This window comes from Cellulomonas sp. KH9 (assembly GCF_900114185.1).
Taxonomy (GTDB): domain Bacteria; phylum Actinomycetota; class Actinomycetes; order Actinomycetales; family Cellulomonadaceae; genus Cellulomonas.
Map to the genome: position 1 here is coordinate 1,322,417 of NZ_FOSE01000001.1, position 26,802 is coordinate 1,349,218.

Here is a 26,802-nt window from a genome sequence, read left to right on the forward strand (position 1 = left end):
GGCGCGTCCTTCGTCATGGTGCCCACGAGGCGGGCGGCGGCTGGTGCTCGGCACTTCGCGCCCGGGGCCGTCGTCACGGACGACGGCATCGTGATCGACGGGTCCTCGGCCATCGCCACCTGGATCGCCGACGACGTGGTCGGCATGGGCCTCACGCTCGATCCCGTGGAGCTCACGGGCGGTGTCGTGCCGGTGCTCGTCGCAGACGGGGACGGCGAGTTCGCCGGTGGGGTGCGCGGCCCCCTCCCCGTCGAGCTGCGATTCACGCCGGTCGGCGGGCGCATCGCGCGACTCGACATCCGTCCGCTGCGCTGACGACCGTCGACAGCCCTCCGACTCAGCCCTGCTGCTCGCACCGCGTCCTGAGCCCGGCGGCCTCCCGGTCCAGGTAGCGGTCCGTCAGCCCCCGGTAGACGCGTCCCAGGACCGCACCGAGCCAGCCGTGCTGCGTCACGGACAGCCGCACACGGGTCCCCTCGCCCAGCGGTGCGACCTCGTGCCGGGCGGTCGTCCGCACCCCCGGGCTGGTCGCCACCCACGTGAAGGAGCGTCCCGGGGTCAGCGCGGTGACCACGTACTCGGAGCCCGGCAGGCGCGGCTGGGTGACCCGCGCGCGGCTCCCGACGCGCAGCGGGCCCGTGTCGAGCCGACGCACCGACGTCATGGTGGGTGTCCACCCCGGCCAGCGCTCCACGTCGGTCATCACCTGCCACACGCGCTCGGGCGGCGCCGCGATCTCGACGGTGGTGCTCTGCTCCATGCGTTCCATCCTGGCGCGTCCGCCGTCGGATCTCTCCTCGGCGGGGGTCGTCCGGCGGCCGCGGCTCAGGAGCGCAGGATCTTCTCCATCGGCCGGCCCTTGGCCAGCTCGTCGACGAGCTTGTCGAGGTACCGGATGCGGCGCATGAGGGGATCCTCGACGTCCTGCACGCGGACGCCGCAGACGGTTCCGGTGATGAGCGACACCGCCGGGTTCAGGTCCGCCTGCGCGAAGAAGTCCTCGAACGTCGTCCCGGCCTCGACGTGCTCGCGCAGCATGCGCTCGTCGAAGCCGGTGAGCCAGGTGAGGACCTCGTCGACCTCCGCGCGCGTCCGCCCCTTGCGCTCCGCCTTGGCGACGTAGAGCGGGTACACCGCGCCGAAGGCGGTGGTGAAGATGCGACTCATCGGCCGAGCGTAGCCCTGGCGCGTCCACGTGAGCCGACGGTCGGTCCAGGGCCCACGACGTTCCCGGAGCGCATCGACCCACCCGAGGTGCCTCCTGCCGTCGAGCTCACCGCGGGACGAACGGCCCCTGTGAGCCCGCGCGCAGGACCTCGCCCAGCCGCTCCCGGCGCCGGAGCGACGACTCCAGGCACGCCTGCGCGACCACCGTGACCGCGGCGACCACGACCGGGACGGCGGCCCAGGACGTGAGGACGGGCTGCGGGTCCGCGGGCTGCCCGGTGACCAGGCGCAGCGCGAGGGCGCCCGTGGTCGTCGCGGACAGGACCGCGCCGAGCGCCGCACCGCCGGCGGACGCCAGCAGGGTCCCCGGGAGCATCTCGCCCGCCGTCACGGCTCGTGCCGCGGCCCCGCCCAGCCCGAGCGTGCGCAGCGAGGCCAGCGTGGCGCCGCGCTGCGGGGCGCCTGCGGCGCCCGCCAGGACGACGACCAGTGCTCCGAGCACCAGCAGCACGGCGACGGCACCGGAGGCGAGCCGCACCACGCCGGCGGTGAGCGGTTCGGCGCGGTGCGCGGCGAGCCACCCGCTGCGGGTCGTCACGTTCGCGCCGTCCAGCGCCGGCACCGACCCGGTCGTGACCTCGACCGCGTGCTGCGCACCGGGGCCGACGACCCACAGCCGGTCGGGCAGCACCGGAGTGCCGAGCACTGCGCCCAACGTCGCGACGTCGACCACCACGGTGTCCTCGCCGCCGGTCACCGATGCCGGCGCGGTGCCCACCGCGGTGAGGTCGACCCGATCCCCGTCCCACGCCAGGACGACCTCGTCGTCCGCTCCGGCGCGCAGACCCTCGCTGAGGAGCACCGGGATGCTGCCCGGCCCGGGCGGGTCCAGCCGGGCCAGCCTCCCGGTGCCGGACAGGGGGGTGCCGGCGAGGAGCGCCGCGGCGTCGACGCCCGGCACCACCACCAGCCGCACCGGCCGGCCTCCCCACGGGCCGAAGACCTGGGCGTGCTCGTCGACGCGGCCTGTCAGCGCACCGGTGACACCGTCCTGCGCGCGCAGGTCCGCCGCCACCGCGTCGAGACCGGCGTCCGGTCCGGCCACGACGGTGACGTCCGCGCCCACGGCGAGCCACGACGCGTCGGCCTCGCCCTGCTGGACGGTGGTGACGAACGTCGTGCCGAACGCGACGAGCCCGGCGGCCGCCGTCAGCGCGAGGAACGGCGTCACGGCGCCCGCGGTCGCCTGGGCCCGTGCCGTGGCGATCACCGGCACCAGGCCGCGCCGGCGCGCCGTCGTGCGGACCGCGTGTCGCAGCAGCAGCGGCAGGACGCGCAGCAGGACGACGCCCCCCGCCAGCAGGCCCAGCGTCGGGCCCAGCGCGGGGAGCGGGTCCGTGCCCGCTCTGCCGGAGGTGACGCCCCGGACCTGCAGCGCCGCCAGCGCACCGATCCCCACGAGCACGCCGACGGACTCGACGGCCAACCGTCCCGCCTGCCGGTCCTTCTCGCCCGCGGACCGTTCCGCCCGGTCCGCGGCCACGCGGCGCCCGCCCGTCGCCCGGGCCGCAGCGTGCACGGACGGAACGGGGGGTGCGAGCACCGCCACCGCGAGGACCGGGAGCAGCCACCCCCACGGCACGGGCCCCGGGACGACGGCACCGGCGGCCGTGACACCCACCGCACCCCCGACGAGGACGACGGCCGCCGACTCGGCCGTGAGCTCCAGCGCGAGCGCCGGCAGCGTGGCGCCGCGGGCCCGGTAGGTCGACAGCACGGCCGCCCGTCGCCGCAGCAGCAGGCCGGCTGTCACCAGCACGGTGAGCAGCACGACCACCAGCACGCCCGCGAGGAGGACCGACGTCTGCCCGACGGCGGCCGCGAACCGGGCGTGTGCCTCGAGGAGCACGGTGTCGAGCTCGGTGGTGACGGTGGTCCGTGACGCGCCGGGCGTCGTCGTCGTCTCGGCGGCCGCACGCAGCCCCGCGACCTCGGCGGCGACGGCCCGGACGTCGTCCTGCCGCAGGGCGTCGACGTCGGCGCGGAACGTGGTGACACGAGTGGTCGTCCCGGCGGGCATCGCCAGCACCGCAGCGGGCAGCGAGTCGTCGGACAGCAGGCCCGCGAGCTGCGTCTGCCGGGTGAGGAAGGTGCCGACGGTGCGTGGCTCCAGCAGGCCCGGCACGGTCGTCCACACCGGGTCGTCGGGATCGTCCGGACGGAAGACCCCGCTCACGACGGCGTCCAGGGCGATGACCGCGGAGGACCGCACGTCGTTGCGGGTGCCGAGGGTGTCCCCGGGGCGGGCTCCGAGGGCCGCGGCGACCTCCTGCGACAGGCCGACCTCCACCGGGACGGGTGCGGCCGGGTCCCGGGCCACGACGTCCCGCGCCGTGAGGGTCGCGCGGGGCGCGCGGCCGGCGACCCACGTGACGTCCGGCGGGCCGTCGCGGTCGACGAACGCCGTCCGCAGCACGGGCGTGTCCAGCCCCCTCCGCGAGGCGGTGACCTGCAGCGGCAGCGTCGCCAGGGTGATGACGGGTGCCGTCAGCACGTGGCCCAGGTCCGGGGCCATGCCGTCGCGGGCGGTCCGGGCCGCCTCGCGGGCGCTCGCCGCCAGCTCCTCGTGCAGCGTGCGCGGCTGCAGGGCGTCCTCCTCGACGGCACGTCGCAGGGTCACGTCGGTGCGCGGACCGGCCTCCCGGACGGCGTGGTGCAGGGCGTCGCGTCCCGTCGCGGCGACCAGGCGGGGCACGGCGCACGCGAGGAAGGCGGCCAGCGCCACCACCAGCGTCGTCAGCGCGAGCGGCCACCGGTCCGCCCGCGCCCGGCCGACGAGCCCCGCCCCACTGACCCCCGGCCGACGGAGCGCACGGTGCTGCCGGTGACGGCCCCGGCGGCTCATGACCCGGCCTCCAGCCGCAGGTGCGCGGCCGTCGCGCGCCGGACCAGCCGCGCGGCCACCGGAGCGACCACGACGGCGCACGCCGTGACCAGCAGCACCAGCAGCAGCAGCTGGGTCGGCCAGGACCACACCGGGACGGGGGGCGGGACCGGTGGCTCCCCGGACGGCGCGACGACGAGCAGCGGCCCCACCGTCAGTGCCACGAGCCAGCCGACGCCGCCGCCGGCAGCGACCACGAGCACGCCGACCACGCCGTGCTCGACGAGCAGGCTCCCCAGCACGGCACGCCGGGGGACGCCCATGCCCTGCAGCCGCGCGACGTCCAGCGCGCGGGCGTCGAGCGCCGCAGCCGTCTGCAGGGCGGTGCCGGCGACGGCCAGCACGAGGGCCGTGACGACGAGCAGCCGCAGCGCGAGCAGGACGCCCGCCGCCAGCGGGTCGTCACGAAGGGCAGCGGCCAGGCCGAGCCGCGTCTCCGGCTGCCCCAGCCCCGCCGCCGCGACCTGCGCGGCCGCCGTCCGCGGGTCGGCCGTGCCGACGACCCACCAGGCGTCGACCAGGTCCGGCGCCGAGCCCTGGGCGACGGCTGCGCGGGTGAGGGTGTCGTGGTCGGCGAGGACCTCGGCACCGCGGGGGAAGGCGGCGCGGGCGGGTGCGACCTCCGACACCCGTGCCACGAGCGTCCCGCTGCCGACCTGCATCGACAGCGCGTCGCCCGGCACGGCCGCGATGCGCGTCGCCAGCTCTCCACTGACGACGACCGGCACGTCCGGGGGAGGGTCGAACGCGGTGAGGACGAGGCCTGCGTCCCCCGTGAGCAGGGAGATCGGTACGAGGGCCGCGCGCCCCGTGACGGTCACCCCGGTCGCGTCCCAGCGGGTCGCCACGTCGTCGGGGGACCGCAGGCGGTCGGTGCTGTCGGCGGCGACCACGGCCGACCAGCCGTCGACGGTCGCGTCGGCGTCGGTGACCACGGTGACGTCGACCTCCAGCGGCACCGTCGCGGACGGCAGCCGCGCGGTGTCATGCCCGGTGTCGGTGCCGACGCGCAGGTCGACCGCGACCACCTGGACGTCCCCGGCAGCCTCCGCGCCGGCGACGGTGGGCAGGGGCACCGTCAGGGCTCGCGGGGTCCCGTCGAGCGGCACGGGCTCGCCGGGGAGCGCCTGGCGGCCACCGCCGGCCGTCTCGACCACCACCGTCGGCACGACGATGAGCCCGGGAAGGGGAGTGGGACGTCGGCCGTCGGCGGTACCGGAGACCGTGAGCCCGACGGCGTGCGCGTCGGGCGGCAGTCCGATGCCGTGGACGGCCCCGGTGGGGGCGAGCGCGGCCGGCAGGTCGCCCCACGTGGTGCCGGCCGGAGGGCGGCCGCGCAGCACCTCCTGCGCGCGCGTCGTGTCGAGCGCTGCCAACCGCGTCGTGAGGTCCGCCGACCCCAGCGTGACCTCGCGGTCGGTGAGGGGCAGGACCTCCGCGCCCGTGAGGGCGGCCAGTGCCCGCGCCTGGCCGACCGGCGGTGCGGCGGACCGTTCGACCGCCAGGTCGGCGCCGACCCGAGCGTCCGCCTGGTCCTGCGCGGACGTGACCCACGTGGCACCCAGCGAGGTGGCGAACGTGGCAGCGGCGGTGGCCAGGACGAGCAGCACCGCAGCCCCGGTGGAGTGCTCGCGCCGCGCGACCCCCCAGGACGCCAGGGGGACGACCAGGCCGGGAGACCGCCGCGCCCGGGCCTCCGCGCCGCGGGCGACCAGTGGCACGACGCGCAGCGCGACGGCCGTCCCGGCGACGAGGCAGAGCAGCGGTGCGGCGACGAGCACGGGATCGACGCCCCCGACCGGGGCGGACGGTCCGCCGCGGAGCTGGAGGTACCCCACGACGCCGAGCGCCACGAGCAGGAGCTCCACGCTCGTGCGGGCCACCCGTCCACGCACACCCGTCCGCCGGGTGCCGTGGCCGGGGCCGCGGGCGGACGGGACGACGAGGACCCCGGCCAGGACGACGGCGGTCAGCACGACCGTCGCGACGAGCACGGACGTCACACCGCCCCCCGCCGGCTCGCCGCCCGACCGGCCGGCGCCCGCAGGTGCCAGGGCACGGAACAGGGCGGCCGCGAGGGGGATCGCGAGGACGGCGCCCACCAGCGCGACCACCAGAGCCTCGGCGGCGGCCCGCACGACGAGCTGGGCGCGGGACGTTCCGCGCGCCACCAGCAGGCGCTGCTCGTCGGCCCGCCGCGCGGTCACCAGGCGACCCGCCTGTGCGAGCGCGGCGCCGGCGAGCGCACCGCCGAGCAGCGACACCACGACCAGCGACGAGCGCGTGACGCTCGCCTGCGCCTGGGCCGCCGCGACGGTCCGCACGAGGTCCGTCCGGACGCGCAGCTGGGACACCCGGTCCCGCAGGGAGCCGCGCACGTCGGCCGTGAGGTCCGCCACGGCCTGCGCGAGGCCGGCGCGCGTGGCGCCGCTCGTCCCGGCGAGGTGGGGAGCAGCGACCACGGAGACACGCTCGGCGGCCACCGTCGACCCGGTGAGCGCGCCCTCCGCCGCGACGAACGGCCCCAGGGTCGTGACGACGGCCTGGACGCCCGCGGTCGGCAGCCGCCACGCGGGGTCGACCCCGAGCCCGTGCAGCAGGTCCCGCTCCCAGGTGCCGTCCGTGCCGGGCGCGGGAGCGAACACACCGACGACGACCAGCGGCACCGCCTGCTCGCCGGCCCCCGGCTCGCGGGGCCGACCGTCGCGCAGCGTGTCCAGCACGAGGGACGCGCCGGGTGCCACGCCGAGGTGGTCCGCGACGGCGACGGGCACCGCGACCTCCTGCGGGCCGGTCCGCGCGGCTCGCGGCCAGCGCCCGTCCACCAGGTCCGCGTGCGCGCGCAGCTCGGCCGACTCGACGACGTACCCGTGGGTACCGGGTGCGCCCCCGACGAGGGGGCGCACCGCCGACGTCAGCCAGGTGCTGAGCGTCGGGCGGACCGGCTCCAGGGCGTCGGTCAGGGCGGCGGTCGTGGCGTCGGCCGCAGGCCGCGGGTCGCCACCGTCGAGACGGAAGGTGACCTCGACCGCGACGTCACGCGGCTCGGCGCGCCGCAGGGCGGTGTCGAGCCCGGCCTCCTGACCGGTGGTCAGGAGCAGCGCGCACGTGCCCAGCAGGGCCGCGCCGGCGACGACGACCGCCAGCAGCGCGGCGAGCAACGGTGCCTGCGTGGCCCCTCGCCGCAGCAGCGAGGACGGTGCGACGATCAGCGCCCGGACCCGCCCGGTCGTCGTCTGCGGCACGTCGTCCCCCGTCACCGTCACGCGGACGTCGGCCGCCGCCGCATCGCGACGACCACCGCGTACCGTACGCGCGCGGACCGCGGGTCCGCGACGGTCAGCCGGCGAGCAGCTCCCGCCTGGGGCCTCGGGTCGTCAGGGCAGCACCGGACGAGGCAGACGGTCACCGGCCCGCGCGGGATCCAGCGGCACGGGGCTCACCAGCACGGCCCACCCGCGGTGCAGCACACCGTCGGTGAGCGGCCGGCAGCGCACGCCCCCACGACCGCCGCGCATGGCGGGGTGCGCCCCGGGTGCCAGCACGCGGTCCATCCACGCGCAGGGGTTCGCGAACCGTCCGACGCGCAGCCGCACGGCGTCCCCACCCGACTCCAGCACGACCTCCTGGCCGACCAGGGGGGTCAGGTGCGCGCCCCGGAGCACGACGTTGCGCCGCGCGAGCATCGGGTCGAACCGTGGCACCCGGAGCTCGGCCGCGACCGCGTCGAGCGCCTCGACCGCGATCAGCGTCACCGAGGCGTCCAGGTGCACGGCCTTGCCGAAGAACCGGTCCCCGACGACGCCCTTGTCGGCGACGACCCGCGCCTGCTCCGCGTCGCGCGTGGGGACGTCGGCGGCACCGTCGCGCGGCCGTCCGACGTACGCGTGCTCCGGCGACACGAGCAGGTGCAGGATCTCGACGTCGTACCGGTGCAGCGGGTCCACGCGACGAGTCTCACCGACGCCCGGGACGGACGCGCGCGCACGCCCCCGCGCGGCCCTACTCTGTGCCCTGGCGTGCCCACCGGTGCGCCGTCACGGCACGGACGAAGGTGGCACATGGCTGGCGGTCTGGCGGCGCTCCTGGACGACATCGCGACGCTCGCGAAGCTGGCGGCGGCGTCGGTCGACGACGTGGGCGCGGCGGCGGGACGCGCCAGCGCGAAGGCAGCGGGCGTGGTCATCGACGACACCGCGGTCACGCCGCGGTACGTCCAGGGCGTGACGGCCAACCGCGAGCTGCCGATGATCTGGAAGATCGCGAAGGGCTCGCTGCGCAACAAGCTGCTGTTCATCCTCCCCGCGGCGCTGCTGCTCAGCCAGTTCCTGCCGTGGCTGCTCACGCCCATCCTCATGGTGGGCGGCACCTACCTCGCCTTCGAGGGCGCGGAGAAGCTGTGGGAGGCGGTCAGCGGCAAGCACCACGAGAAGCCGCAGGTCACCGCGCCGGAGCAGGGGCCCGAGGCGGAGTCCCGCATGGTCGGCAGCGCCATCCGCACCGACTTCATCCTGTCCGCCGAGATCATGGTCATCGCCCTCAACGAGGTCGCCGACGAGGCCCTGCTCTCGCGCGCGATCATCCTCGTCGTCGTCGCGCTCGCCATCACGGCCGTGGTCTACGGGGTGGTCGCGCTGATCGTGAAGATGGACGACATCGGGCTGCGGCTCGCGCAGACGCGCAACGGGGCGTCGGCGGCGCTCGGGCGCGGGCTCGTCACCGCGATGCCGAAGGTGCTCGCCGTGCTGTCCACGGTCGGCATCGCCGCGATGCTGTGGGTCGGCGGGCACATCCTGCTGGTCGGCATCGACGAGCTCGGGTGGCACGGCCTGTACGACGTGGTCCACCACCTCGAGGAGGCCGTGCACGGCATGGCCGGCGTCGGCGGGTTCCTCGCGTGGCTGGTCAACACCGCCGCGTCGGCGCTGCTCGGCGTGGTGGTGGGAGCGGTGGTCGTGCTCGTGGTGCACCAGGTGCACCGGTGGCGGCACCGGGGCGACGCGGCCGGCGTTGCGGCCGCGCACTGACGCTGCCCGTCGTCGGTCTCACCCCGGAGGTGTGAGGCGCGCGACCCGTCCGGTGCGGTGCGATCGGCGGTGAGGACTCCCACCGGCGGACGAAGGGTCGTGCCATGACGGAACGTGCCGCGACGGGGGACTCGACGCGCGCGGCGCGCCGGGTGCTGGTGCCGCTCGCCCTGGCCCAGTTCATCTGCAGCTTCGCCGGGTCGAACATGAACGTGATGATCACGGACATCAGCCAGGACCTGGACACCACGGTCAAGGGCGTCCAGACGGCGATCACGCTGTTCCTGCTGGTGATGGCGGCCCTGATGATCCCGGGGGGCAAGCTGACGGACCGCTGGGGGCGCAAGCGGTGCTTCCTCGTCGGGCTGACCCTCTACGGCGTCGGGGCGCTGCTCAGTGCGGTGTCACCCGGACTGGGGGCGCTCGTCCTCGGCAACTCGATCCTCGAGGGTGTCGGGACGGCGCTGCTGATCCCGCCGGTGTACATCCTGACGACGATGTACTTCCACGACACGACGTCGCGGGCCAAGGCGTTCGGGATGATCAGCGGCATGGGGGGCATCGGTGCCGCCGCCGGGCCGCTGCTCGGTGGTCTGATCACGTCCGCGATCAGCTGGCGCGCGGCGTTCGTCTTCCAGGCCGCGGTGATCGTGGTCATCATCGTCCTCAGCCGCCGGATGCACGACCCGGTCCCGGCCGACCCGACCCGGCCGTTCGACACGCTGGGCTCGGTGCTCTCCGCAGGAGGGCTGGTCGCTCTGGTCGGCGGGATCCTCCTGGCCGACGACGACGTCGGGGCGATGGCGGCCCTCATGGGCGTCGGTGTGCTCCTCCTGGTCGGGTTCTTCGTCCACGTGCGCGCGATGGAGCGCGCGGGGCGGGAGCCGCTGCTGTCCACCAGCCTCTTCCGCAGCCGGACGTCGAACCTCGGCATGGTCACCCAGAACGTGCAGTGGCTGATCCTCATCGGCACGTCGTTCGTCGTGGCGACGTACCTCCAGGTCGTCCGCGGCTACGACGCGATCCAGACGGGCGTGATCTTCACCGCCGCGACGCTCGGCATCCTCGTCTCCTCGCTCGCCGCGGAGCGGCTCGCGAAGCGGCACCCGCAGCGGAACCTCATCCTCGTCGGGTTCCTCACGACCCTCGGCGGCATCGCGGTGCTGCTCACGCTGGTCGCCGGGTCGCCCAGCGCCTGGGCGTTCGCCCCCGGGCTGCTGCTGATCGGCCTGGGCGTGGGTGTGATGCTGACGCCGTCCGTCAACGTGGTCCAGTCGAGCTTCCCCGACGCCCAGCAGGGGGAGATCTCGGGTCTGTCCCGCAGCGTGTCCAACCTGGGCTCGTCGCTCGGCACGGCCGTCGCCGGCACGATCCTCGTCGCCCAGATCGCCGACCGGTCGTACGGTCTGGCGATGGTGGCGCTGGCCGTCGCGGGGGTCGTCGGGCTCGTCGCCGCCGTCCTCCTGCCCGCGCGTCCCGTGACGGCGGCGGTCGAGGGCGCCGTGCCCGCGGGCGGCAGCACGGGCACGTGACGACCGGGGCGTGCAGCACCCCGAGGAGGCCGTGCAGGGCCGCCGCGGCGGGACGTCCCGGGCGCAGCGCAGGAGCTCGCCGGTCGGCTCAGTCCGTCGACGGTCCGAAGCGCTCGGCGCGCACCGAGCGCGGGTCGTGCCCCAGCACGAGCAGCATGCGGGTCATCGCCTCGACGAACCCGGTGGGCCCGCAGACGTAGCAGACCGGCGCGACGTCGGCCGGCCACCCGTGCCGGGCCAGGTCGCGCAGCCCGATGCGTGCCGGTGCGCGCGGGGCGTCCGGGGGAGCGGCGCGGGTGAACCACACCTCGGTGTCGACGCCGTCCAGGAGCGGGGCGGTCAGCTCGTCGAGGAACAGCGCGTCGGTGGGCATGCGGACCGAGTAGAGGACGCGGAAGGGTGTGCGGTCCCCGGCGGCGCGTCGGGCGCGCACCATCGCGACGAGCGGAGCGACGCCGGAGCCGCCGGCCAGCAGCAGCACCGGCGCGCCACCCGCGGTGCCGGGCTCCCACACGAACCAGCCTCCGACCGGTCCGCGCACCTCGATGCCGGCACCCAGGGGCAGGTCGTCCACCAGGTAGGGGGAGACCTCCCCGCCCGTGACCCGCTGCACGGTGACCTCGACGCGCCCGGGCGCGCCCGGGTCGGTCGGGGCGCTCACCGAGTACGCGCGCGATGCGGTGTACCCGTCGGCGGCCGTCAGCCGCAGGTCCACGTGCTGCCCGGCGCGGTGGCCAGGCCAGCCCGGCACGTCGAGCACGAGCGTGCGGGACGTGGCGGTCTCCGGCCGCGCGTCGACCACCGTCGCCGTGCACCAGCCGCCCGCGCACGCGAACCGCTCGCCGAGCGGCGCCGGGCCCGGCGTCGTCGCGGTGGCGGCCGTGTCCGTCACGGGTCGCCCTGGTAGCGCTGCTCGCGCCAGGGGTCGCCGTAGTCGTGGTAGCCGTAGTTCTCCCAGAACCCGCGCTGGTCGTCGTGCAGCAGGGTGAGCGAGCGGACCCACTTGGCGGACTTCCACAGGTACAGGTGCGGCACGAGCAGCCGGGCGGGGCCGCCGTGCACGGGGTCCAGCGGGCGCCCGTCGTAGGTGTGCGCGATCCACGCGCGGCCGCCCAGCAGGTCCGCGAGCGGCAGGTTCGTGGTGTAGCCGCCGTAGCAGCCGACCAGCGCGTACTGCGCGACGGAGGGCACATCGGCCAGCAGCACGTCGAGGCTGACGCCCTGCCAGCGGGTGCCGAACTTCGACCAGCGGGTCACGCAGTGCAGGTCGACGACGGCGTCGTCCTGGGGGAGGGCCATGAGGTCGGACCAGGACCACCGGAACGTCGCGTGGTCCTCGGTGCGGACCTCGAGCTGCCAGTGCGCGGTGTCGACGTTCGGTGTCGGCCCGGCGGACAGCACGGGGAAGTCGTGCACCGCGTACTGCCCGGGCGGCAGGGTGACGCCGGACGCACGGGGACGGCCCCGGAATCCCGGGGTCAGGCCCGTCGGGTCCACGCCCGATGCGTCGCTCGGCGTCACGGGACCATGGAACACCCGCGGGTGCACCGCGCGACACCCCCTGCGGCCCGGGGTCACGGCCGCCGTCGCCCGGGACCCCGGTGGCATAGTGGGTACCGGACGACCGGTGCACGAACGGAGCGATGTGGCCAGGCAGCGCAAGGAACGCCTCGATGCGACGGCATGGCTCGCGAAGCACCTCGTGGGACCCGCGCAGGTGACCGACCCGCGCATCCCCGGCCGTGGCACGAACGACGCCGAGCGGGCGCGCGAGGGTGAGCTGCGCGGCGGGTTCGAGCGGGTGCGGGACGCGTCGGGGCGCGTGTACCTCGTGGCACGGGACGACGGCCCCGACGCCTGACGGCTCGGTCGTCAGCGTGCGACGAGCCGCAGCCGCCGCTCCGACAGGCCCAGCCGTACCGTCTGGCCCCAGGTCGCGGTGAGCCGGTCCGCCTCCAGGCCGTCGCCGAACAGCACCAGCGCGTCGGACTCGACGACGACCGTCAGCTCCTCGCGGGCCGCCAGGAGCCCCGCCGTGCGGCTGACGCCGGTGGTGGGTGAGGGCCACGCCTCGCGCACGAACCAGGCGAGCGTGAGCTCGGTCGGCCGAGGCAGGGGAGGGGTGTCGTCACGTCCGCGCGCGAGCGACGTCGCCCAGCCGGTCGCGCCGGTCCCGGTGGTGACGACCACCCCCGACGACGACTGCCGCTCGTCGCCGTCGGGGGACGTCAGCCGGTACCGCGCCGACTGGTGACCGCTGTCGCCGAGGTACACCTCGTTGAGGGCGTCGAGCGACGTGCCGTCGTCGAGGGTCGCACGCACGAGCGCACGGTCCTCGACGCGCGCGGACCCGCCCACGACGTCCGCCAGGACGCGGGCCACCTGTGCGGCGACGTGCCGCACGAGGATCCCGGCGTTGCGCCCGGGCTCGGGGTCGACACCGACGACCGGCTGGTCGCGCAGGTACTTCGCGGTGTTGGCGACCAGCCCGTCGGGTCCGACGACGAGGCAGACGTCCTGCGGGTCGAACGCGAACCGGTGCAGGTCCCCGCGCTCGACGTCGCCGCGCCGCCAGTCCGTCGGCACGGCCGCCCGGACGGTGCGCAGCGCCTCGGCGAGGGCGTCGTGGCGGTCCTGCACGTCGGCCAGGTCCCGGCCGCGGCTGCGCAGGAAGAACTCGACCTGACCGCGGGTGCCGTGGCGGTCCACCAGCTCCTCGAGCTCGGAGCGGCGGTGGACCACCACCGCGCGGGGTGCGAGCGGCACGTCACTCACCCCGCCGGGTCGTCAGCGCGCTCAGCGCCCCGGTGAGCATGTCGGGTGTGACGGTCACCTGCCCGATCGCCGGCAGGTGCGCGGCCAGCTCGCGCAGGGCGACGGCCAGCAGGACGCCCTGCTCGACGTCGGCGAGCGCGGCCATGCGGGCACGCTCGGCGGCGCCCTCGGCCTCGCCCTGCAGCCGGGTGGCCTCGGCGGTCGAGGTGGCGTGCAGCTGCCGACGCTCGGCCTGGCTGCGGGCCTCGATGAGCGCGGCGGCCGCGGCCTCGTCGGCGCGGGTGCGGGCGTTGGTGCCCTCCTGCGTGACGAGGTGCTGCTCGCGGGTCGCCAGCTCGATGCGGTTGGTGAGCTCGTTCTCCGCGATCGCCCGCTCCCGCTCGACGGCCAGCGCACGGCGCTCGAACGTCGACCGGTCCGCCTCCGACTGCGCGGCCTCCCGTGCCGGCGTCTGCAGGGCGCGCTCCAGGTCGGCGTCGGCCCGCACCGAGCTGATGCGGGCGCCGAGGACCCGCAGGCCCGTGGCGGCCACACGCTTGTCCGCCACCAGTGCCGCGGTGACCTGCTGGCGCAGCGGGCCGGCGCCCGACGAGACGGCCTCGCGCAGCGTGGCACCGGCGAGCGCGTCCATGACGTGGCCGGCGGCCAGCTCGCCGAGCAGCTGCCCGACCTGCTGCAGGGGCTCGCCGGTCCACCGGCCGGTGGTGGGGTCGATGCTGAAGTCGAGGCGCTGGGCCACGACCTCGGGGTTCTCGAAGCGGTAGCTGACGGTGACCTGCGCCGTGACGTCCTGCAGGTCGGCGGTGCGGGCGTGCGCCACGAGCGGCAGCTCGCGGTCGTCGACAGGGACCTCCGACAGCACGGCCGTCAGGGGCCGGAACCAGAACGCCAGGCCGACCCCCGAGCGGCGCAGCGCGCCGTCCCGCAGCTGCATGACGTGGGCGGTGGGGGTCGAACGCAGGTGCCGCACCCCGGGGTAGCGCGTGATGGTCGCCATGTCTCCTCCTCTTTTTGTCGTCACGTGGACGATAAACGAGGGCCTGGTATCTCGTCAACCTGACGAGATATGGTGGCGGTATGACGCCCGCCGGCTACGACGCCGCCTCCTACCCGCCGTTCGCGGTCACGGTCGACCTCGTCGTCCTCACGCTGCGGGGAGGGGCCCTGCACGTGCTGCTCGTCGAGCGCGGAGCCGACCCGTGGCGGGGCGCCTGGGCGCTGCCCGGCGGGTTCGTCCGCCCGGACGAGGGGCTCGACGCCGCGGCCGAGCGGGAGCTCTCGGAGGAGACGGGGGTACGCGACGTCCCCGGCCACCTCGAGCAGCTCGCGTCCTACGGCGACCCGGACCGCGACCCCCGCATGCGGGTCGTCTCGGTGGCCTACCTGGCGCTCGCGCCCGACCTGCCCGAGCCGCACGCGGGCAGCGACGCCGCGCGCGCCGCCTGGGTGCCGGTCACCGACGCGCAGCGCCTGCCCCTCGCGTTCGACCACGCGCGCGTGCTGACCGACGGGCTCGAGCGTGCCCGCGCCAAGCTCGAGTACAGCCCGCTCGCCGCGGCGTTCTGCGGACCGGAGTTCACGGTCGCCGACCTGCGGCGCGTCTACGAGGCGGTGTGGGGCCGCGCGCTGGACCCGCGCAACTTCCACCGCAAGGTCACCGGCGTGCCGGGCCTGCTGGTCGACACCGGGCGCACCCGCTCCGAGGGGCGGGGTCGCCCCGCCACCCTCTACCGGCTCGGTGACGTGGCCACCCTGCACCCGCCGATCACACGGGACTGACGCGTCACCGCCCCAGCGGCAGCGCCCGCGACGTCAGGTCCTGCGGCGTGCCGAACCGGTGCGCCGTGACGCTCACCGCCTGCTCGCGCAGGAACGGCAGCTGCTCGACACGGCCCGCCTCGGTCACCGGGTGGTCCCACACCGCGACGTCGGGGCGCCCGCCCGTGGCCCGGGCGACCTCCGCCGCGCTGCCGCCGACGAGCCGGACGCGACCGCCCGGCAGCGCACCGACGCGGGCGGACCACCCCGCGTCGTCCTCCACGTGCACGGCACCGAGCGCGGACGCGGCGGCCGCGAGGCGGGGTGGGAGGTCGACCGGGGTCGACAGGACGACCCGCGCCCCGGCCGCCGCGGCCGCCGCCAGCACCCGCACGACGTCGACCGGCGGCGCGTCCCCGGCCTGCCGCACCAGCACCGGCTCCGCCACGGGCAGGTGGCGCAGCACGTTGCGCTCGCAGGCCAGCCCGCTGACGTCGCGGGACGCGAACAGGTCCGACCGGGCGGCGGCGTCGCTGCGTGCCGCGCGCTCGACGCGGTCGGCGTCCGGGCCGGCCAGCTCCGCGCGGGCCGCAGCGACCAGCGCGGCCGCCGCCGGGGCCACGGGTGCCGTGCTCGTCGCGGGTGCCGAGGTCCACGACCCCAGCCCGACCAGGTAGCTCGGGCCACCGGCCTTGGCGCCGGGGCCCACGGCCGAGCGCTTCCACCCGCCGAACGGCTGACGGCGCACGATCGCGCCGGTGGTCCCGCGGTTCACGTACAGGTTGCCCGCCTGCACGCGGTCGAGCCACGTGGCGATCTCGTCGGCGTCCAGGCTGTGCAGGCCCGACGTCAGCCCGTAGTCGACGTCGTTCACCAGGTCGACCGCCTCGTCCAGCGTCGCGGCGGTCATGACGCCGAGCACCGGGCCGAAGTACTCGGTGCGGTGGGTCCGTGACCCGCGCCGCACCCCGGTGACGACGCCGGGAGCCCACAGCCGGCCGGCGTCGTCGATCCGGCGGGGGGCCAGCGCCCACGCCTGACCGGGCTCGAGGTCCGTCAGGCCCGTGAGCAGCTTGCCACCGGCGGGCGCGATCAGCGGGCCCAGCTGCGTGCGCGCGTCGTCCGGCGTCCCGACGACCAGCGACGACACGGCGTCGAGCAGCTGCGAGCGGAACCGTCGCGACGTCGCGACCGATCCCACCAGGACGACGAGCGAGGCCGCCGAGCACTTCTGCCCCGCGTGGCCGAACGCCGAGGCGACCACGTCGCGCACCGCCAGGTCCAGGTCGGCAGACGGCGTCACGACGATCGCGTTCTTGCCGCTGGTCTCGGCCAGCAGCGGCAGGTCGGGGCGGAACGAGCGGAACAGCTCGGCCGTCTCGTACGCACCGGTGAGGACCACCCGGTCCACCGCGGGGTGCGCGACGAGCTCGCGGCCGAGGGCGTCCTCGTCGACCTGCACCAGGCGCAGCACGTCGCGGGGGACACCCGCCTCCCACAGGGCCTCGGCGAGCACCGCGCCGCACCGCTCGGCGGGACGTGCGGGCTTGAGGACGACGGCCGAGCCCGCGGCCAGCGCCGCGAGCGTCGACCCGGCGGGGATCGCGACCGGGAAGTTCCACGGGGGAGCGACGAGCGTCAGCGCGTCCGGCACGAACGCCGCGCCGTCGACGTGGTCCAGGCCGCGGGCGAGCTCGGCGTACCAGTGCGCGAAGTCGACCGCCTCGGAGACCTCGGGGTCGCCCTGGTCCACGGTCTTGCCCGCCTCGGCGGCCATGACCTCGAGCAGGTCGGCGCGGTGGGCCTCCAGAGCGTCGGCGGCGCGGTCCAGGACGGCGGCGCGCTCCGCCCCCGACCGCCCGCCCCACGTCCGGCCCGCGTCGCGCGCGTCCCGGAGCAGCGCGTCCAGCGCGCGACCGTCCGTCACCTGCGCCGCCTGCGCCCCGGCGACGCCGAGCCGGGACGTCGGCACGCGCGCGAGCAGGTCGCGCACCCAGGCCCGGTTCTCGCGGACCGCGGGGTCCGTGTCGGGCGTGTTGGTGAACGCGCCGGGCGCCGACGGCGGGACGGCCGCGTGCCGGTCGGGGACGCGGTGCCGCTCGGGCACGGCTGCGGTGACGTCCTCCAGCGCTGCCAGGAAGCGGGTGCGCTCGCGGTCGAACAGGGCCTCGTCGTCCGCGAGGTCGAAGACCGCGGACATGAAGTTGTCGCTCGACGCGCCCTCCTCGAGGCGCCGCACGAGGTACGCGATCGCGACGTCGAACTCCCGGGGGGCGACCACCGGGGTGTACAGCAGCAGGCTGCCGACGTCGCGGCGCACGGCAGCCGCCTGCCCGGGCGCCATGCCCAGGAGCATCTCGACCTCGACGCGGTCACGCACGCCCCGCTCACCGGCCAGGAGCCACGCGTGCGCGACGTCGAACAGGTTGTGCCCCGCCACCCCGAGACGCACGTTCGCGACGCGCTCGGGGGTCAGCGCCCAGTCCAGCACACGCTTGTAGTGCGCGTCGGTCTGCCGCTTGCTGCCCCACGTGGCGAGCGGCCGGCCGTGCAGCTCGGCCTCGACCTGCTCCATCGGCAGGTTCGCACCCTTGACCAGGCGGACCTTGATGCCCGCGCCGCCGCGCGCGCGGCGGGCCGCCGCCCACTCCTGCAGGCGCCGCATGGCCGGCAGGGCGTCCGGCAGGTAGGCCTGCAGGACGATCCCCGCCTCCAGATCCGTCAGCCCCGGGCGGTCGAGCAGGCGCGTGAACACCTCGACGGTGAGGTCGAGGTCCTTGTACTCCTCCATGTCGAGGTTCACGAACTTCGGGGTGGGGGAGGTCGCCGCCTGCTCGAACAGGGGCGTCAGGTGCGCGACGACGTCGTCCACGGCGGCGTCGAAGGCCCAGGGCGCGTGGGGTGCGACCACGGCGGACACCTTGACCGACACGTAGTCGACGTCGTCGCGTGCGAGCAGCCGACGCGTCCCGGCGAGGCGGCGCGCGGCCTCGCGCCGCCCCAGCACGGCCTCCCCGAGCAGGTTGACGTTGAGGCGGGTGCCGTCGGTGCGCAGACGTGCGATCGTCGGGCCCAGGCGGCGGTCGGTCGCGTCGACGACCAGGTGCCCCACCATGTGCCGCAGCACGCGCCGCGCCACCGGGACCACGACGTGCGGCAGTCCCGGGGCGACCAGGCCGCCCGTCCGCACCGCGGCCCGCAGGTGCGGCGCCAGGAACCGCGGGGGGCGCGCGGCGAGCTCGCGCAGGCGGCGGGCCGCGACGGCGTGGTCCTCGGGGCGGACGACACCGTCGACGAAGCCGACCGCGAACGCCAGCCCGTCGTCGCCGCGCAGGAGTGCCGCGAGGTGCGCGGCCGACGGGTCCACCGGGTGGTCGGCCGCCTCCCGCAGCCAGCGCCGCACGAGCGCGACGACCTCCGTGACGTGCGCGGCGGGGTCCTGGGCGGTCGTGCCGCCGTGCGAGGTGGACGTGTCGGTCATGGCGTCCTCGCTGCTCGGGTGCACCGCGGGGGTGGTGCGGTGTGCCGCCAGTATCGGGACGTGCGACCCGCCGGGGGAAGCGACGGGCCGGAGGGCGGGTGCCGCGGTCCTCAGGCCGGGGGGTGGCTGCGGCCGGCGCGTGCGCAGTCGCGGCAGGTGCCGACGAAGTCGATCGAGTGCTCGACGTCGGTGAAGTCGTGCCCGGCCGCGAGCGCGTCGACGATCTGCTCGAGCTCCGGCGCGGCGACCTCGACCGTGCGGCCGCAGGCGCGGCACACCAGGTGGTGGTGGTGCTCGCTGCGCGGCTCGCAGCGCAGGTAGGTGTGCTCGCCGGTGGGCTGCAGCAGCACCTCGAGGTCACCCTTCTCCGCCATCGCGTTGAGGGTGCGGTACACCGTCGCCAGGCCGATCTCCTGCCCACGCTGCTGCAGCATCTGGTGGATCTGCTGCGCGCTGTGGAACTCGTCGACGTCCTCGAGCAGCTCCGCGATCGCGACCCGCTGCCGCGTCACCCGCTGTCCGACCATGCCCGCACCTCCCGAGCGTCCTGCCCGGACGGCCCCTGCTCGCGCCCCGGCGTGTTCTCAACGGGACACGGTAGATGAGAATCCTTCGCGGGTGTAGCGGACGAGGTTCGCCAGGAGCCGATCCAGGATCGGCGCGGGGCCGAGTCCCGGCCCGAACGACTGGTAGATCCAGGCGACCTGCACGATCGCGCCGCACGCCGCCGCGGTCATCAGCATCCCCGTGGCACCCAGCAGCGTCACCAGGTCGTGGCGACGCTCGTCCGCTGCGTGCGGGTCGGCGCCGTCGTCGGGGGTCGCACCGGTGCATCGGCCTCCCGCCGCGCCGCGATGAGCGGGGGTGGTGCAGGCCTCAACGTGGGACGCGGGCCCGCGCCGGCCCGTGCGAGAGGGCGACGCCGCTGCGCACGTACGCGTCGTCCTCCACCGCGTCCACGAGGAAGCGGGCGACCTGTGCGCGCGACACGGTGAGCCCGCGCTGCTGACCCGTCACCGACGCGAACGCCGGCCCGGGCATGTCCGTGTCGACGAGGTTGACGGGCTGCACCTCGACCCAGTCCAGGCCGCTGTCGTGGACGATGCGCGCCTGCCGCTCGGTGTCCGCGATCTGCGGCGCGAGCAGCACGGCGAAGACCACGCGGCTGACCAGCGGCAGCAGCGGGCGCGTCGCCCCGACGCCGTAGGACGTCTGCACGACGAGTCGGCGCACGCCGTGCCGCTGCATGGCGTCCACCACGGTCCGGGTGCCGCGCGATCGGACGTCCGCAGGTGTGCGGGCGGGGCCGAGCAGGCGGACGCGCACGGGACTCTCGCTGATGCCGAGCGTCACGACGACCGCGTCCAGCCCGGCGACGAGGGCGTCCACGGTGGCGGCGTCGGTCGCGTCCCCGTCGGTCCCGTGCACGCCCGGCCCGGTGAGGGTCGACCCGTGCCGGGACAGCGCCGTCACGGTGTGGCCGCGCGCGACGAGCTCGGCGACGGCGGCCCGTCCTGACCCACCGGTGGCTCCGACGACGAGTACCTGCATGGTGACCTCCGGGGTGTGTGGGCCGTCCGGTACGTCCGGCCACTGCCCCCAGCGAATCAGCGGGCCAATGGACGGTCTATGCTCGGGAGTCGCTGCCGCATGACTGATCGTCCACTGGTGGAGGTGTCGTGAGCCCGGTCGCCCTGCCCCGCGTCGCACCCGACGCGGTCGGTGAGGCGCTGCACCGGCTGCGGGTGGCGGGCGTCTTCTACTGCCGTACGGAGGCCGCCGGCCCGTGGGCGGTCGACATGCCGGCGTTCGGCGACTGCCTCGCCTTCCACGTCGTCACCCAGGGCGAGGTCTGGGTGGAGGTGACCGGTGCGCCGCCGCTGCGGCTGGGCGCGGGTGACCTCGCACTCGTGCCGCACGGGCGGGGGCACCTGCTCGCGAGCGACCTCGCCGCGCCGTCGCTGGGGCGGGTCGACCTGCTGCCGCAGGAGTACGTCACCGAGAGCTACTCGGTGCTGCGGCACGAGGGCCGGGGGGATCGCACGCAGCTCGTGTGCGGCGTCCTCACCGTCGACGGCCCGGCGGCCCGCCCGCTGCTGGACCTCCTGCCGGCGGTCCTGCACGTGCCCCGGTCGGCCGGTGCGCCGTGGGTCACGCGGACGCTCGAGCTCATGACCGCCGAGCTGGCACAGCCGCGGCCCGGCGGCGAGGCGGTCCTCACGCGGCTCGCCGACGTCCTGGTCGTCCAGGCGGTCCGCGCGTGGCTCGACGCGCAGGAGCCGGCCACCGGGTGGCTCGGCGCCCTGCGCGACCCGGACGTCGGCGCGGCGCTCGCGGCCGTGCACCGGGACCCCGCGCGGCCCTGGACGGTCGCGGCGCTCGCGCGGGAGGCGATGATGTCGCGGTCGGCGTTCGCGGCACGGTTCACGCAGGTCGTGGGTGTGCCGGCGATGCGGTACGTGGCGGCCTGGCGCATGCACGTGGCCGCCGACAGGCTCGCCCGCGGCGACGGCGTCGCGCAGGCCGCCGCTGCCGCCGGGTACGGGTCCGCCGCCGCCTTCAGCCGTGCGTTCGTGCGGGCGACGGGGCGGTCACCCGGTGCCGTGCGGCGCCGCGGCGACGGGGTGTCACGCTGACGGTGCCGGTGGTGCCGGTGGTGCCGTCGACCGCGGCGCCGCTCACGTCACCGCCCCCAGCTGCCAGGGCACGAACTCGTCGCGGCCCAGGTCGAGCTCCTCGCTGACGGTGGCGCGCCCCGAGGCCACGGCGAGCACGAGGTCGAGGATCTCCCCGCCGACCTCGTCGATCGTCGCCGCGCCCGTGACGATCCGTCCCGCGTCGAGGTCCATGTCCTCGCGCATCCGCTCGTACATCTCGGTGCTGGTGGCGACCTTCACGCACGGGGCGGGCTTGGCACCGAGCACGGACCCGCGGCCGGTCGTGAAGACGACGACCGTCGCGCCGCCCGCCACGATGCCGGTCACGGACACCGGGTCGTAGCCCGGGGTGTCCATGAAGGTGAAGCCCTTGTCGACGACCGGCTCGGCGTACTCGTACACCGCGGTGAGCTCGGCCGTGCCGCCCTTGGCGACCGCGCCGAGGGACTTCTCGAGGATCGTGGTCAGCCCGCCGGCCTTGTTGCCGGGGGACGGGTTGTTGTCCAGCGTCCCGCCGCCGCGGGTCAGGTAGTCCTGCCACCAGGCGATGCGGTCGAGCAGGCGGCGCCCGACGGCCTCGCTGACGGCGCGGCGGGTCAGCAGGTGCTCGGCCCCGAACACCTCGGGCGTCTCCGCCAGCACGCTCGTACCGCCCTGGGCGACCAGCAGGTCCGACGCGCGTCCCAGGGCGGGGTTGGCGGTGATGCCGGAGTACCCGTCGGAGCCGCCGCAGTTGAGGCCGAGGACCAGCTCGGAGGCCGGGACCGTCACGCGGCGGCGGCTCTCGAGGTCGTCGAGCATGGTCCGCACGACCGCGACGCCCGCGCGGACCGTGGCCCGGATGCCGCCGGAGTCCTGGATGGTCAGGTGCTCGACGAGCGTGTCGGGGGACGCCGGCAGGTCCGCGAGCAGCCCCTGGACGGCGAGCATCTCGCAGCCCAGGCCGAGCACCAGCAGGCCCTGCACGTTGGGGTGCGACGCGTAGCCGCGCAGCGTGCGGCGCAGCACCTGCCCGCCCTCGGACTCCGGAACCAGCCCGCACCCCGAGTCGTGGGTCAGTGCGACGACCCCGTCGACGTGCGGCCACGCGTCCATCACCGGCCCGCGGAACTGGTCCGCGATCATGCGGGCGGTGGACGCCGAGCAGTTGACCGACGTCACGATGCCGACGTAGCTGCGCGTGCCGACGCGGCCGTCGGCGCGCCGGAAGCCCTCGAAGGTACGGGTGCTCGTCGCCGGGGGGACGGTGACGCGAGCCGTGCCGAACTCGTACGCGTGCGCCACCGAGTCCATGCCGAGGTTGTGGGCGTGCACGTGGGCGCCCGCCGCGACGTCCGCGGTCGTGCGGCCGATGACCTGGCCGTACTTGTGCACCCGGGTGCCGGCGGGAAGGGGACGGACCGCGAGCTTGTGGCCCCGGGGGACGGCGCCCGCGGCCGTGACGACGGTGTCGCCGACCGCCACGGGGGTCCCCGCCGCGACGTCGGTGACCGCGACGGCCACGTCGTCGCCCGGCGCGAGCAGGAGGGCGGTGCGCGGCTGCGCGGACGTCGCGGCGCCGGAGCGCCCGGGAGTGGCGAGGGACACCGGGTTCCTTGCGGTCGGCGGACGGGAAAACGCTTACATCGTGCCACGGCGGGCCCGTGGCGTCGATGGTCGGGCGCGCGCGGGCCGGTGGCGCGGGGCTCGGGCGCGGGAGGCCGGCAGGCGGGTCCGCGGCGGACGGCACGCGAACCCGTCCGTGCGCGTCCCGTGGCGAGGTGCCGATCCGCAGGCACGGGTCCCGGTGCGGCACGAGTGACGTGGGTCCCGTGCGCGATCGTCGGGTTGGTTCCACGATGGGGGTGCTCAAGGCCGTCAGGCGGGCGATGACGGCCGCATCCCTGTCACCGACGGAGTTGACATGACGACCACGCAAGAGCCGCGCGTACCCGAGTACACGCCGGAGGAACAGGCAGAGATCCTGCGCGACGACGCCGGGGTACCCGTCGGTGTCGTCGAGAAGCCACGCTGGACACCCGCGAAGGTCGCGCTCTGGGTGGCCATCTCGCTGCTCGGGGCGTGCGGCTGGACGATGCTCGCCGTCGTGCGCGGCGAGGAGGTCAACACGATCTGGTTCGTCGTCACCGCGGTGTCGACGTACGCGATCGCGTACCGGTTCTACGCGCTGTACATCGAGCGGCGCATCATGCGGCCCGACGACCGGCGGGCGACCCCGGCCGAGCGCATCAACAACGGTCGGGACTTCGACCCGACCGACCGGCGGGTGCTCTACGGGCACCACTTCGCCGCCATCGCCGGTGCGGGGCCGCTGGTCGGACCCGTGCTCGCGGCGCAGATGGGCTACCTGCCCGGGACGCTGTGGATCATCCTCGGCGTCGTGGTCGCCGGCGCCGTCCAGGACATGCTGGTGCTCTTCTACTCGATGCGTCGGGGCGGTCGGTCGCTGGGTCAGATGGCGCGCGACGAGATCGGGCGCTTCGGCGGCACGGTCGCGATCGTCGTCGTGTTCGTCATGCTGATGATCGTCCTGGCCGTGCTCGCGCTCGTCTGCGTCAACGCCCTGGCCGAGTCCCCGTGGGGCGTCTTCTCGGTCGGGTGCACCATCCCGATCGCGCTGCTCATGGGCCTGTACCTGCGGTACCTGCGCCCCGGCCGCGTCACCGAGGTGTCGGTCATCGGGTTCGTCGCGCTGCTGGCGGCGATCGTCGGCGGGCGCTACGTCGCCGAGTCCTCGTGGGGCGACTTCTTCCACCTCACCCCGACGACGCTCGTCGTCTGCATGGTCGTCTACGGGTTCTTCGCCGCCGTGCTGCCCGTGTGGCTGCTGCTCACACCACGCGACTACCTGTCGACCTTCATGAAGGTCGGCACGATCCTGCTGCTCGCCGTCGGCATCGTCGTCGTGCGGCCGATCGCGCAGATGCCCGACGTCACCGAGTTCGCGTTCAACACCGACGGCCCGGTGTTCGCCGGTGCGCTGTTCCCGTTCCTGTTCATCACCATCGCCTGCGGCGCGCTGTCCGGCATGCACGCGATGGTGGCCTCCGGGACCACCCCCAAGATGGTCCAGAAGGAGTCGCAGGTCCGCATGATCGGGTACGGCGGCATGCTGATGGAGTCGTTCGTCGCCATCATGGCGCTGGCCGCCGCGGTGTCGCTCAACCAGGGCATCTACTTCTCGATGAACATGTCCCCGGCGTCGATCGAGAAGACGGCCGGCGCGGAGTACTCGGCCGACGCCACGCCCGAGGAGAACGCTGCCGCCGCCATCGCGAACCTCGGCGTCTCGGACCCGGCCGGCGACCAGCCGGTGGTCTCGTGGGAGTCCGTCGTCGACGGTGAGGAGGTCACGCTCACGGGCGCCGCCGCCCTCGAGCAGGTCGCCGAGGACGTCGGCGAACCGTCGATCGTGTCCCGCACGGGCGGCGCACCGACGCTCGCGGTGGGCATGGCGAACATCATGCACAACGTCGTGGGCGGCAAGGCGATGATGTCGTTCTGGTACCACTTCGCCATCATGTTCGAGGCGTTGTTCATCCTGTCCGCGGTGGACGCGGTGACCCGCGTGGCGCGCTTCCAGCTGGGGGACGCCATCGGCAACCTGGTGCCGAGGTTCCGGGACCCGGGCTGGCGTCTCGGGTCGTGGCTCACGACGGGCGTCGTCGTCGCCTCGTGGGGCTCGCTGCTGCTCATGGGCGTCACCGACCCCAACGGCGGCATCCGCACGCTGTTCCCGCTGTTCGGCATCGCCAACCAGCTCATCGCCGCGAGTGCGCTGACGATCGTCACGGTGATGGTCGTGAAGAAGGGCTACGTGAAGTGGGCCTGGATCCCGCTGGTGCCGCTGGCGTTCGACACCGCGACGACCTTCACGGCCTCGTACCAGAAGATCTTCTCCAGCGACCTGGCGGTCGGCTACTGGGCGCTGCACGACGCCACCAAGGACAGGATCGCGGCCGGCGGGCTCGAGGGTCAGGCGCTCGCGGACGCCGAGGCCACCGTGCGCAACACCGCCATCCAGGGCACGCTGTCGATCGTGTTCGTCGTCCTCGTCGGGCTGCTCATGGCGACCGCTGTCGTGGCGGTGGTCAAGGCGCTGAAGTCCGGCGCGGCGCACGGGGACGAGGTCGGCACGAGCGAGGACCCCGACGAGCCGTCCCACTTCTACGCACCGTCCGGGCTGCTGGTGCCGAGCCCGCTCGAGCGCAAGGTCGAGGCGGAGTACGCCGTGGTCGGCGATCCGACGCTGGTGACGGGAGGGTCGCACTGACATGAGGCGGGTGCTCCGTGCCGTGCGGTGGTACGTGCGGGAGCTGACGGGCGAGGCGGCGTACGACCGGTACGTCGCCGCGCACGCCGCCCACCACGGCGACCACCCGCCGCTCACCCGCGCCCAGTGGTGGCGGGCACGCGACGACGCGCGCGAGCGCATGGCGCACGAGAGCTGCTGCTGAGGCGAGAGCCCGGACCCGGGGCACACGTGACGGGCACACGGGTCCGGGATCCGTCGCACGCCCGCCTGCCGCTACCTCGGGGACGCCGAGCACCGGCAGCACGACGAGCTCGGTCATGTCGCCGGGGCGGGGGAGCGGCGGCAGGGTTCGAGGGTTCGACGACCGACGTCAGGAGTGAACGGTGCCCGCACAGGGACGGGAGCTCGTGAGCGAGGAGGAGAGCGTCGCGAACGCCGTCGCTCTCGCCGCACTGGGCCCCCTGCGGGGAGTCCCGATCCGTGTCCTCACGTTCGATGGACCGTGGCGGCCGGCGTCCATCGGCGCGTCGTCTACGTCGCGTGCTGCCGATAGGCGGCACGGGATCGACGGCGACAGCCTCGTGGAGCAGACCCGGCGCGGCACGACGGCGATACCCATCTCGGACATCGGCGGGCTCGACCACGCGTGGTGCCGCGCGGCGCCGACCGCGGGGAGCTGCGGGACCGGCACTCCTCCGTCGTGGTGCGGATCAGGGTGGTGGAGGACTCTGCCGCCTCCGTGCGGAGCTGGGGAGAAGGCTGAGCGCGCTGCCCGCGCACCGATCCTTCGATCGTCGCGCCATGCGCGCGCTCTTCATGCGCTGAGGCGAGGGGATCACGTCTGCACGGACGGGCCTGTCGGCGACGTGCGCCGTCGCCGCGCGCGGGCGCTGCACTGACACTCGCCGCGTGTGGGCGCTGCACTGACTGCGGACGACCTCCGGCCGGGACACCACGCCGTCACACGGATGGAGCCGACATCGCCGTCGGTGCGGCCGCGCAGGCGGTGGACCTGTGGGCAGCCGGGCGACGCGTGCCCTGAGGCCCGTCGGGGCAGTCGCACCGCCGTGGTCCGCATCACCCGGCCGGGATTTGACCGTGCGCTCGGCGCCCGCGTAATGTTCTGCGAGCCCGCCCAGCAGGGAGGAACGGACACCGAGCAGTGCTTGGTGGTCGGTCCCCGCAGGAGCTGGGCATCTCCCGCAT

22 protein-coding genes are annotated in these 26,802 nt (G+C 75.3%); 8 read left to right on the top strand and 14 right to left on the bottom strand.

Going from position 1 to position 26,802, the window contains the following annotated elements; all coding sequences use genetic code 11:
- Window positions 1-15 precede the first annotated feature (15 nt).
- Window positions 16-315, top strand: coding sequence for a hypothetical protein (locus BMZ16_RS06035; RefSeq protein WP_089798592.1), 300 nt, complete (start codon window positions 16-18; stop codon window positions 313-315).
- A gap of 22 nt (window positions 316-337) precedes the next feature.
- Here the strand turns inward: BMZ16_RS06035 and BMZ16_RS06040 are convergent, their stop codons facing one another.
- The 5 genes from BMZ16_RS06040 to BMZ16_RS06060 form a co-directional block, all read right to left on the bottom strand.
- On the bottom strand, window positions 338-760 hold the full coding sequence (locus tag BMZ16_RS06040; RefSeq protein ID WP_089798593.1) for an SRPBCC family protein: 423 nt from the start codon (window positions 758-760) through the stop codon (window positions 338-340).
- A 65-nt stretch (window positions 761-825) separates the two neighbouring features.
- Window positions 826-1,167 carry a DUF2200 domain-containing protein gene (locus BMZ16_RS06045; RefSeq protein WP_089798594.1) on the bottom strand — a complete coding sequence of 114 codons (342 nt, stop codon included), beginning with the start codon at window positions 1,165-1,167 and terminating at the stop codon, window positions 826-828.
- Between the two features lie 106 nt (window positions 1,168-1,273).
- On the bottom strand, window positions 1,274-4,072 hold the full coding sequence (locus BMZ16_RS06050; protein ID WP_143082765.1) for a hypothetical protein: 2,799 nt from the start codon (window positions 4,070-4,072) through the stop codon (window positions 1,274-1,276).
- Window positions 4,069-7,377 (bottom strand): FtsX-like permease family protein, encoded by a 3,309-nt coding sequence (locus tag BMZ16_RS06055; RefSeq protein ID WP_089798596.1) that lies wholly within the window; start codon window positions 7,375-7,377, stop codon window positions 4,069-4,071. Before BMZ16_RS06055 ends, BMZ16_RS06050 begins: the two co-directional genes overlap by 4 nt.
- Window positions 7,378-7,488: 111 nt before the next feature.
- Window positions 7,489-8,058 (bottom strand): MOSC domain-containing protein, encoded by a 570-nt coding sequence (locus BMZ16_RS06060; RefSeq protein WP_089798597.1) that lies wholly within the window; start codon window positions 8,056-8,058, stop codon window positions 7,489-7,491.
- A 114-nt stretch (window positions 8,059-8,172) separates the two neighbouring features.
- On the opposite strand from BMZ16_RS06060, the gene BMZ16_RS06065 reads away from it, so the two are divergent.
- Both BMZ16_RS06065 and BMZ16_RS06070 read left to right on the top strand, forming a co-directional pair.
- Window positions 8,173-9,138 carry a DUF808 domain-containing protein gene (locus BMZ16_RS06065; protein WP_089798598.1) on the top strand — a complete coding sequence of 322 codons (966 nt, stop codon included), beginning with the start codon at window positions 8,173-8,175 and terminating at the stop codon, window positions 9,136-9,138.
- A gap of 104 nt (window positions 9,139-9,242) precedes the next feature.
- A complete protein-coding gene (locus BMZ16_RS06070; RefSeq protein ID WP_089798599.1) occupies window positions 9,243-10,670 on the top strand; it encodes an MFS transporter in 1,428 nt (475 codons plus the stop codon).
- Window positions 10,671-10,758: 88 nt separating this feature from the next.
- Here BMZ16_RS06070 and BMZ16_RS06075 read toward each other — a convergent pair whose 3' ends face one another.
- Together BMZ16_RS06075 and BMZ16_RS06080 are read right to left on the bottom strand one after the other, a co-directional pair.
- Entirely contained in the window at window positions 10,759-11,562 is an 804-nt protein-coding gene (locus BMZ16_RS06075; RefSeq protein ID WP_089798600.1) for an FAD-binding oxidoreductase, read from the bottom strand.
- Window positions 11,559-12,191, bottom strand: coding sequence for a sulfite oxidase-like oxidoreductase (locus tag BMZ16_RS06080; RefSeq protein WP_255366380.1), 633 nt, complete (start codon window positions 12,189-12,191; stop codon window positions 11,559-11,561). Before BMZ16_RS06080 ends, BMZ16_RS06075 begins: the two co-directional genes overlap by 4 nt.
- Window positions 12,192-12,315: 124 nt before the next feature.
- On the opposite strand from BMZ16_RS06080, the gene BMZ16_RS06085 reads away from it, so the two are divergent.
- A complete protein-coding gene (locus BMZ16_RS06085) occupies window positions 12,316-12,531 on the top strand; it encodes a hypothetical protein (RefSeq protein ID WP_089798602.1) in 216 nt (71 codons plus the stop codon).
- A gap of 11 nt (window positions 12,532-12,542) precedes the next feature.
- On the opposite strand, the gene BMZ16_RS06090 is transcribed toward BMZ16_RS06085, so the two are convergent.
- Together BMZ16_RS06090 and BMZ16_RS06095 are read right to left on the bottom strand one after the other, a co-directional pair.
- Complete coding sequence (locus BMZ16_RS06090; protein ID WP_089798603.1) at window positions 12,543-13,436, bottom strand: NAD(+)/NADH kinase; 894 nt, start codon at window positions 13,434-13,436, stop codon at window positions 12,543-12,545.
- Window position 13,437: 1 nt separating this feature from the next.
- Window positions 13,438-14,442 (bottom strand): SPFH domain-containing protein, encoded by a 1,005-nt coding sequence (locus BMZ16_RS06095; RefSeq protein ID WP_089798604.1) that lies wholly within the window; start codon window positions 14,440-14,442, stop codon window positions 13,438-13,440.
- An 80-nt stretch (window positions 14,443-14,522) separates the two neighbouring features.
- Between BMZ16_RS06095 and BMZ16_RS06100 the strand changes: the two genes are divergently transcribed.
- On the top strand, window positions 14,523-15,224 hold the full coding sequence (locus tag BMZ16_RS06100; RefSeq protein ID WP_089798605.1) for an NUDIX hydrolase: 702 nt from the start codon (window positions 14,523-14,525) through the stop codon (window positions 15,222-15,224).
- 4 nt (window positions 15,225-15,228) lie between these two features.
- Here the strand turns inward: BMZ16_RS06100 and BMZ16_RS06105 are convergent, their stop codons facing one another.
- The 4 genes from BMZ16_RS06105 to BMZ16_RS06120 all read right to left on the bottom strand — a co-directional run bounded on the left by BMZ16_RS06105 (window position 15,229) and on the right by BMZ16_RS06120 (window position 20,235).
- Complete coding sequence (locus tag BMZ16_RS06105) at window positions 15,229-18,684, bottom strand: bifunctional proline dehydrogenase/L-glutamate gamma-semialdehyde dehydrogenase (protein WP_089798769.1); 3,456 nt, start codon at window positions 18,682-18,684, stop codon at window positions 15,229-15,231.
- A 110-nt stretch (window positions 18,685-18,794) separates the two neighbouring features.
- Window positions 18,795-19,211, bottom strand: a complete 417-nt coding sequence (locus tag BMZ16_RS06110; RefSeq protein WP_089798606.1) for a Fur family transcriptional regulator — start codon at window positions 19,209-19,211, stop codon at window positions 18,795-18,797.
- 57 nt (window positions 19,212-19,268) lie between these two features.
- The gene (locus BMZ16_RS06115; RefSeq protein WP_089798607.1) at window positions 19,269-19,451 is read right to left on the bottom strand and encodes a hypothetical protein; all 183 of its coding nucleotides are present in this window, start codon (window positions 19,449-19,451) and stop codon (window positions 19,269-19,271) included.
- Between the two features lie 109 nt (window positions 19,452-19,560).
- Window positions 19,561-20,235 (bottom strand): NAD(P)-dependent oxidoreductase, encoded by a 675-nt coding sequence (locus tag BMZ16_RS06120; RefSeq protein ID WP_089798608.1) that lies wholly within the window; start codon window positions 20,233-20,235, stop codon window positions 19,561-19,563.
- Between the two features lie 128 nt (window positions 20,236-20,363).
- Here BMZ16_RS06120 and BMZ16_RS19945 point away from each other — a divergent pair, with 128 nt between their 5' ends.
- Complete coding sequence (locus tag BMZ16_RS19945; protein WP_177199599.1) at window positions 20,364-21,320, top strand: AraC family transcriptional regulator; 957 nt, start codon at window positions 20,364-20,366, stop codon at window positions 21,318-21,320.
- A 42-nt stretch (window positions 21,321-21,362) separates the two neighbouring features.
- Here BMZ16_RS19945 and BMZ16_RS06130 read toward each other — a convergent pair whose 3' ends face one another.
- Complete coding sequence (locus BMZ16_RS06130; protein WP_089798609.1) at window positions 21,363-22,928, bottom strand: UxaA family hydrolase; 1,566 nt, start codon at window positions 22,926-22,928, stop codon at window positions 21,363-21,365.
- A gap of 316 nt (window positions 22,929-23,244) precedes the next feature.
- Here BMZ16_RS06130 and BMZ16_RS06135 point away from each other — a divergent pair, with 316 nt between their 5' ends.
- Together BMZ16_RS06135 and BMZ16_RS06140 are read left to right on the top strand one after the other, a co-directional pair.
- On the top strand, window positions 23,245-25,614 hold the full coding sequence (locus tag BMZ16_RS06135; protein WP_089798610.1) for a carbon starvation CstA family protein: 2,370 nt from the start codon (window positions 23,245-23,247) through the stop codon (window positions 25,612-25,614).
- A 1-nt stretch (window position 25,615) separates the two neighbouring features.
- Window positions 25,616-25,798, top strand: coding sequence for a CstA-like transporter-associated (seleno)protein (locus tag BMZ16_RS06140; protein ID WP_089798611.1), 183 nt, complete (start codon window positions 25,616-25,618; stop codon window positions 25,796-25,798).
- Window positions 25,799-26,802 lie beyond the last annotated feature (1,004 nt).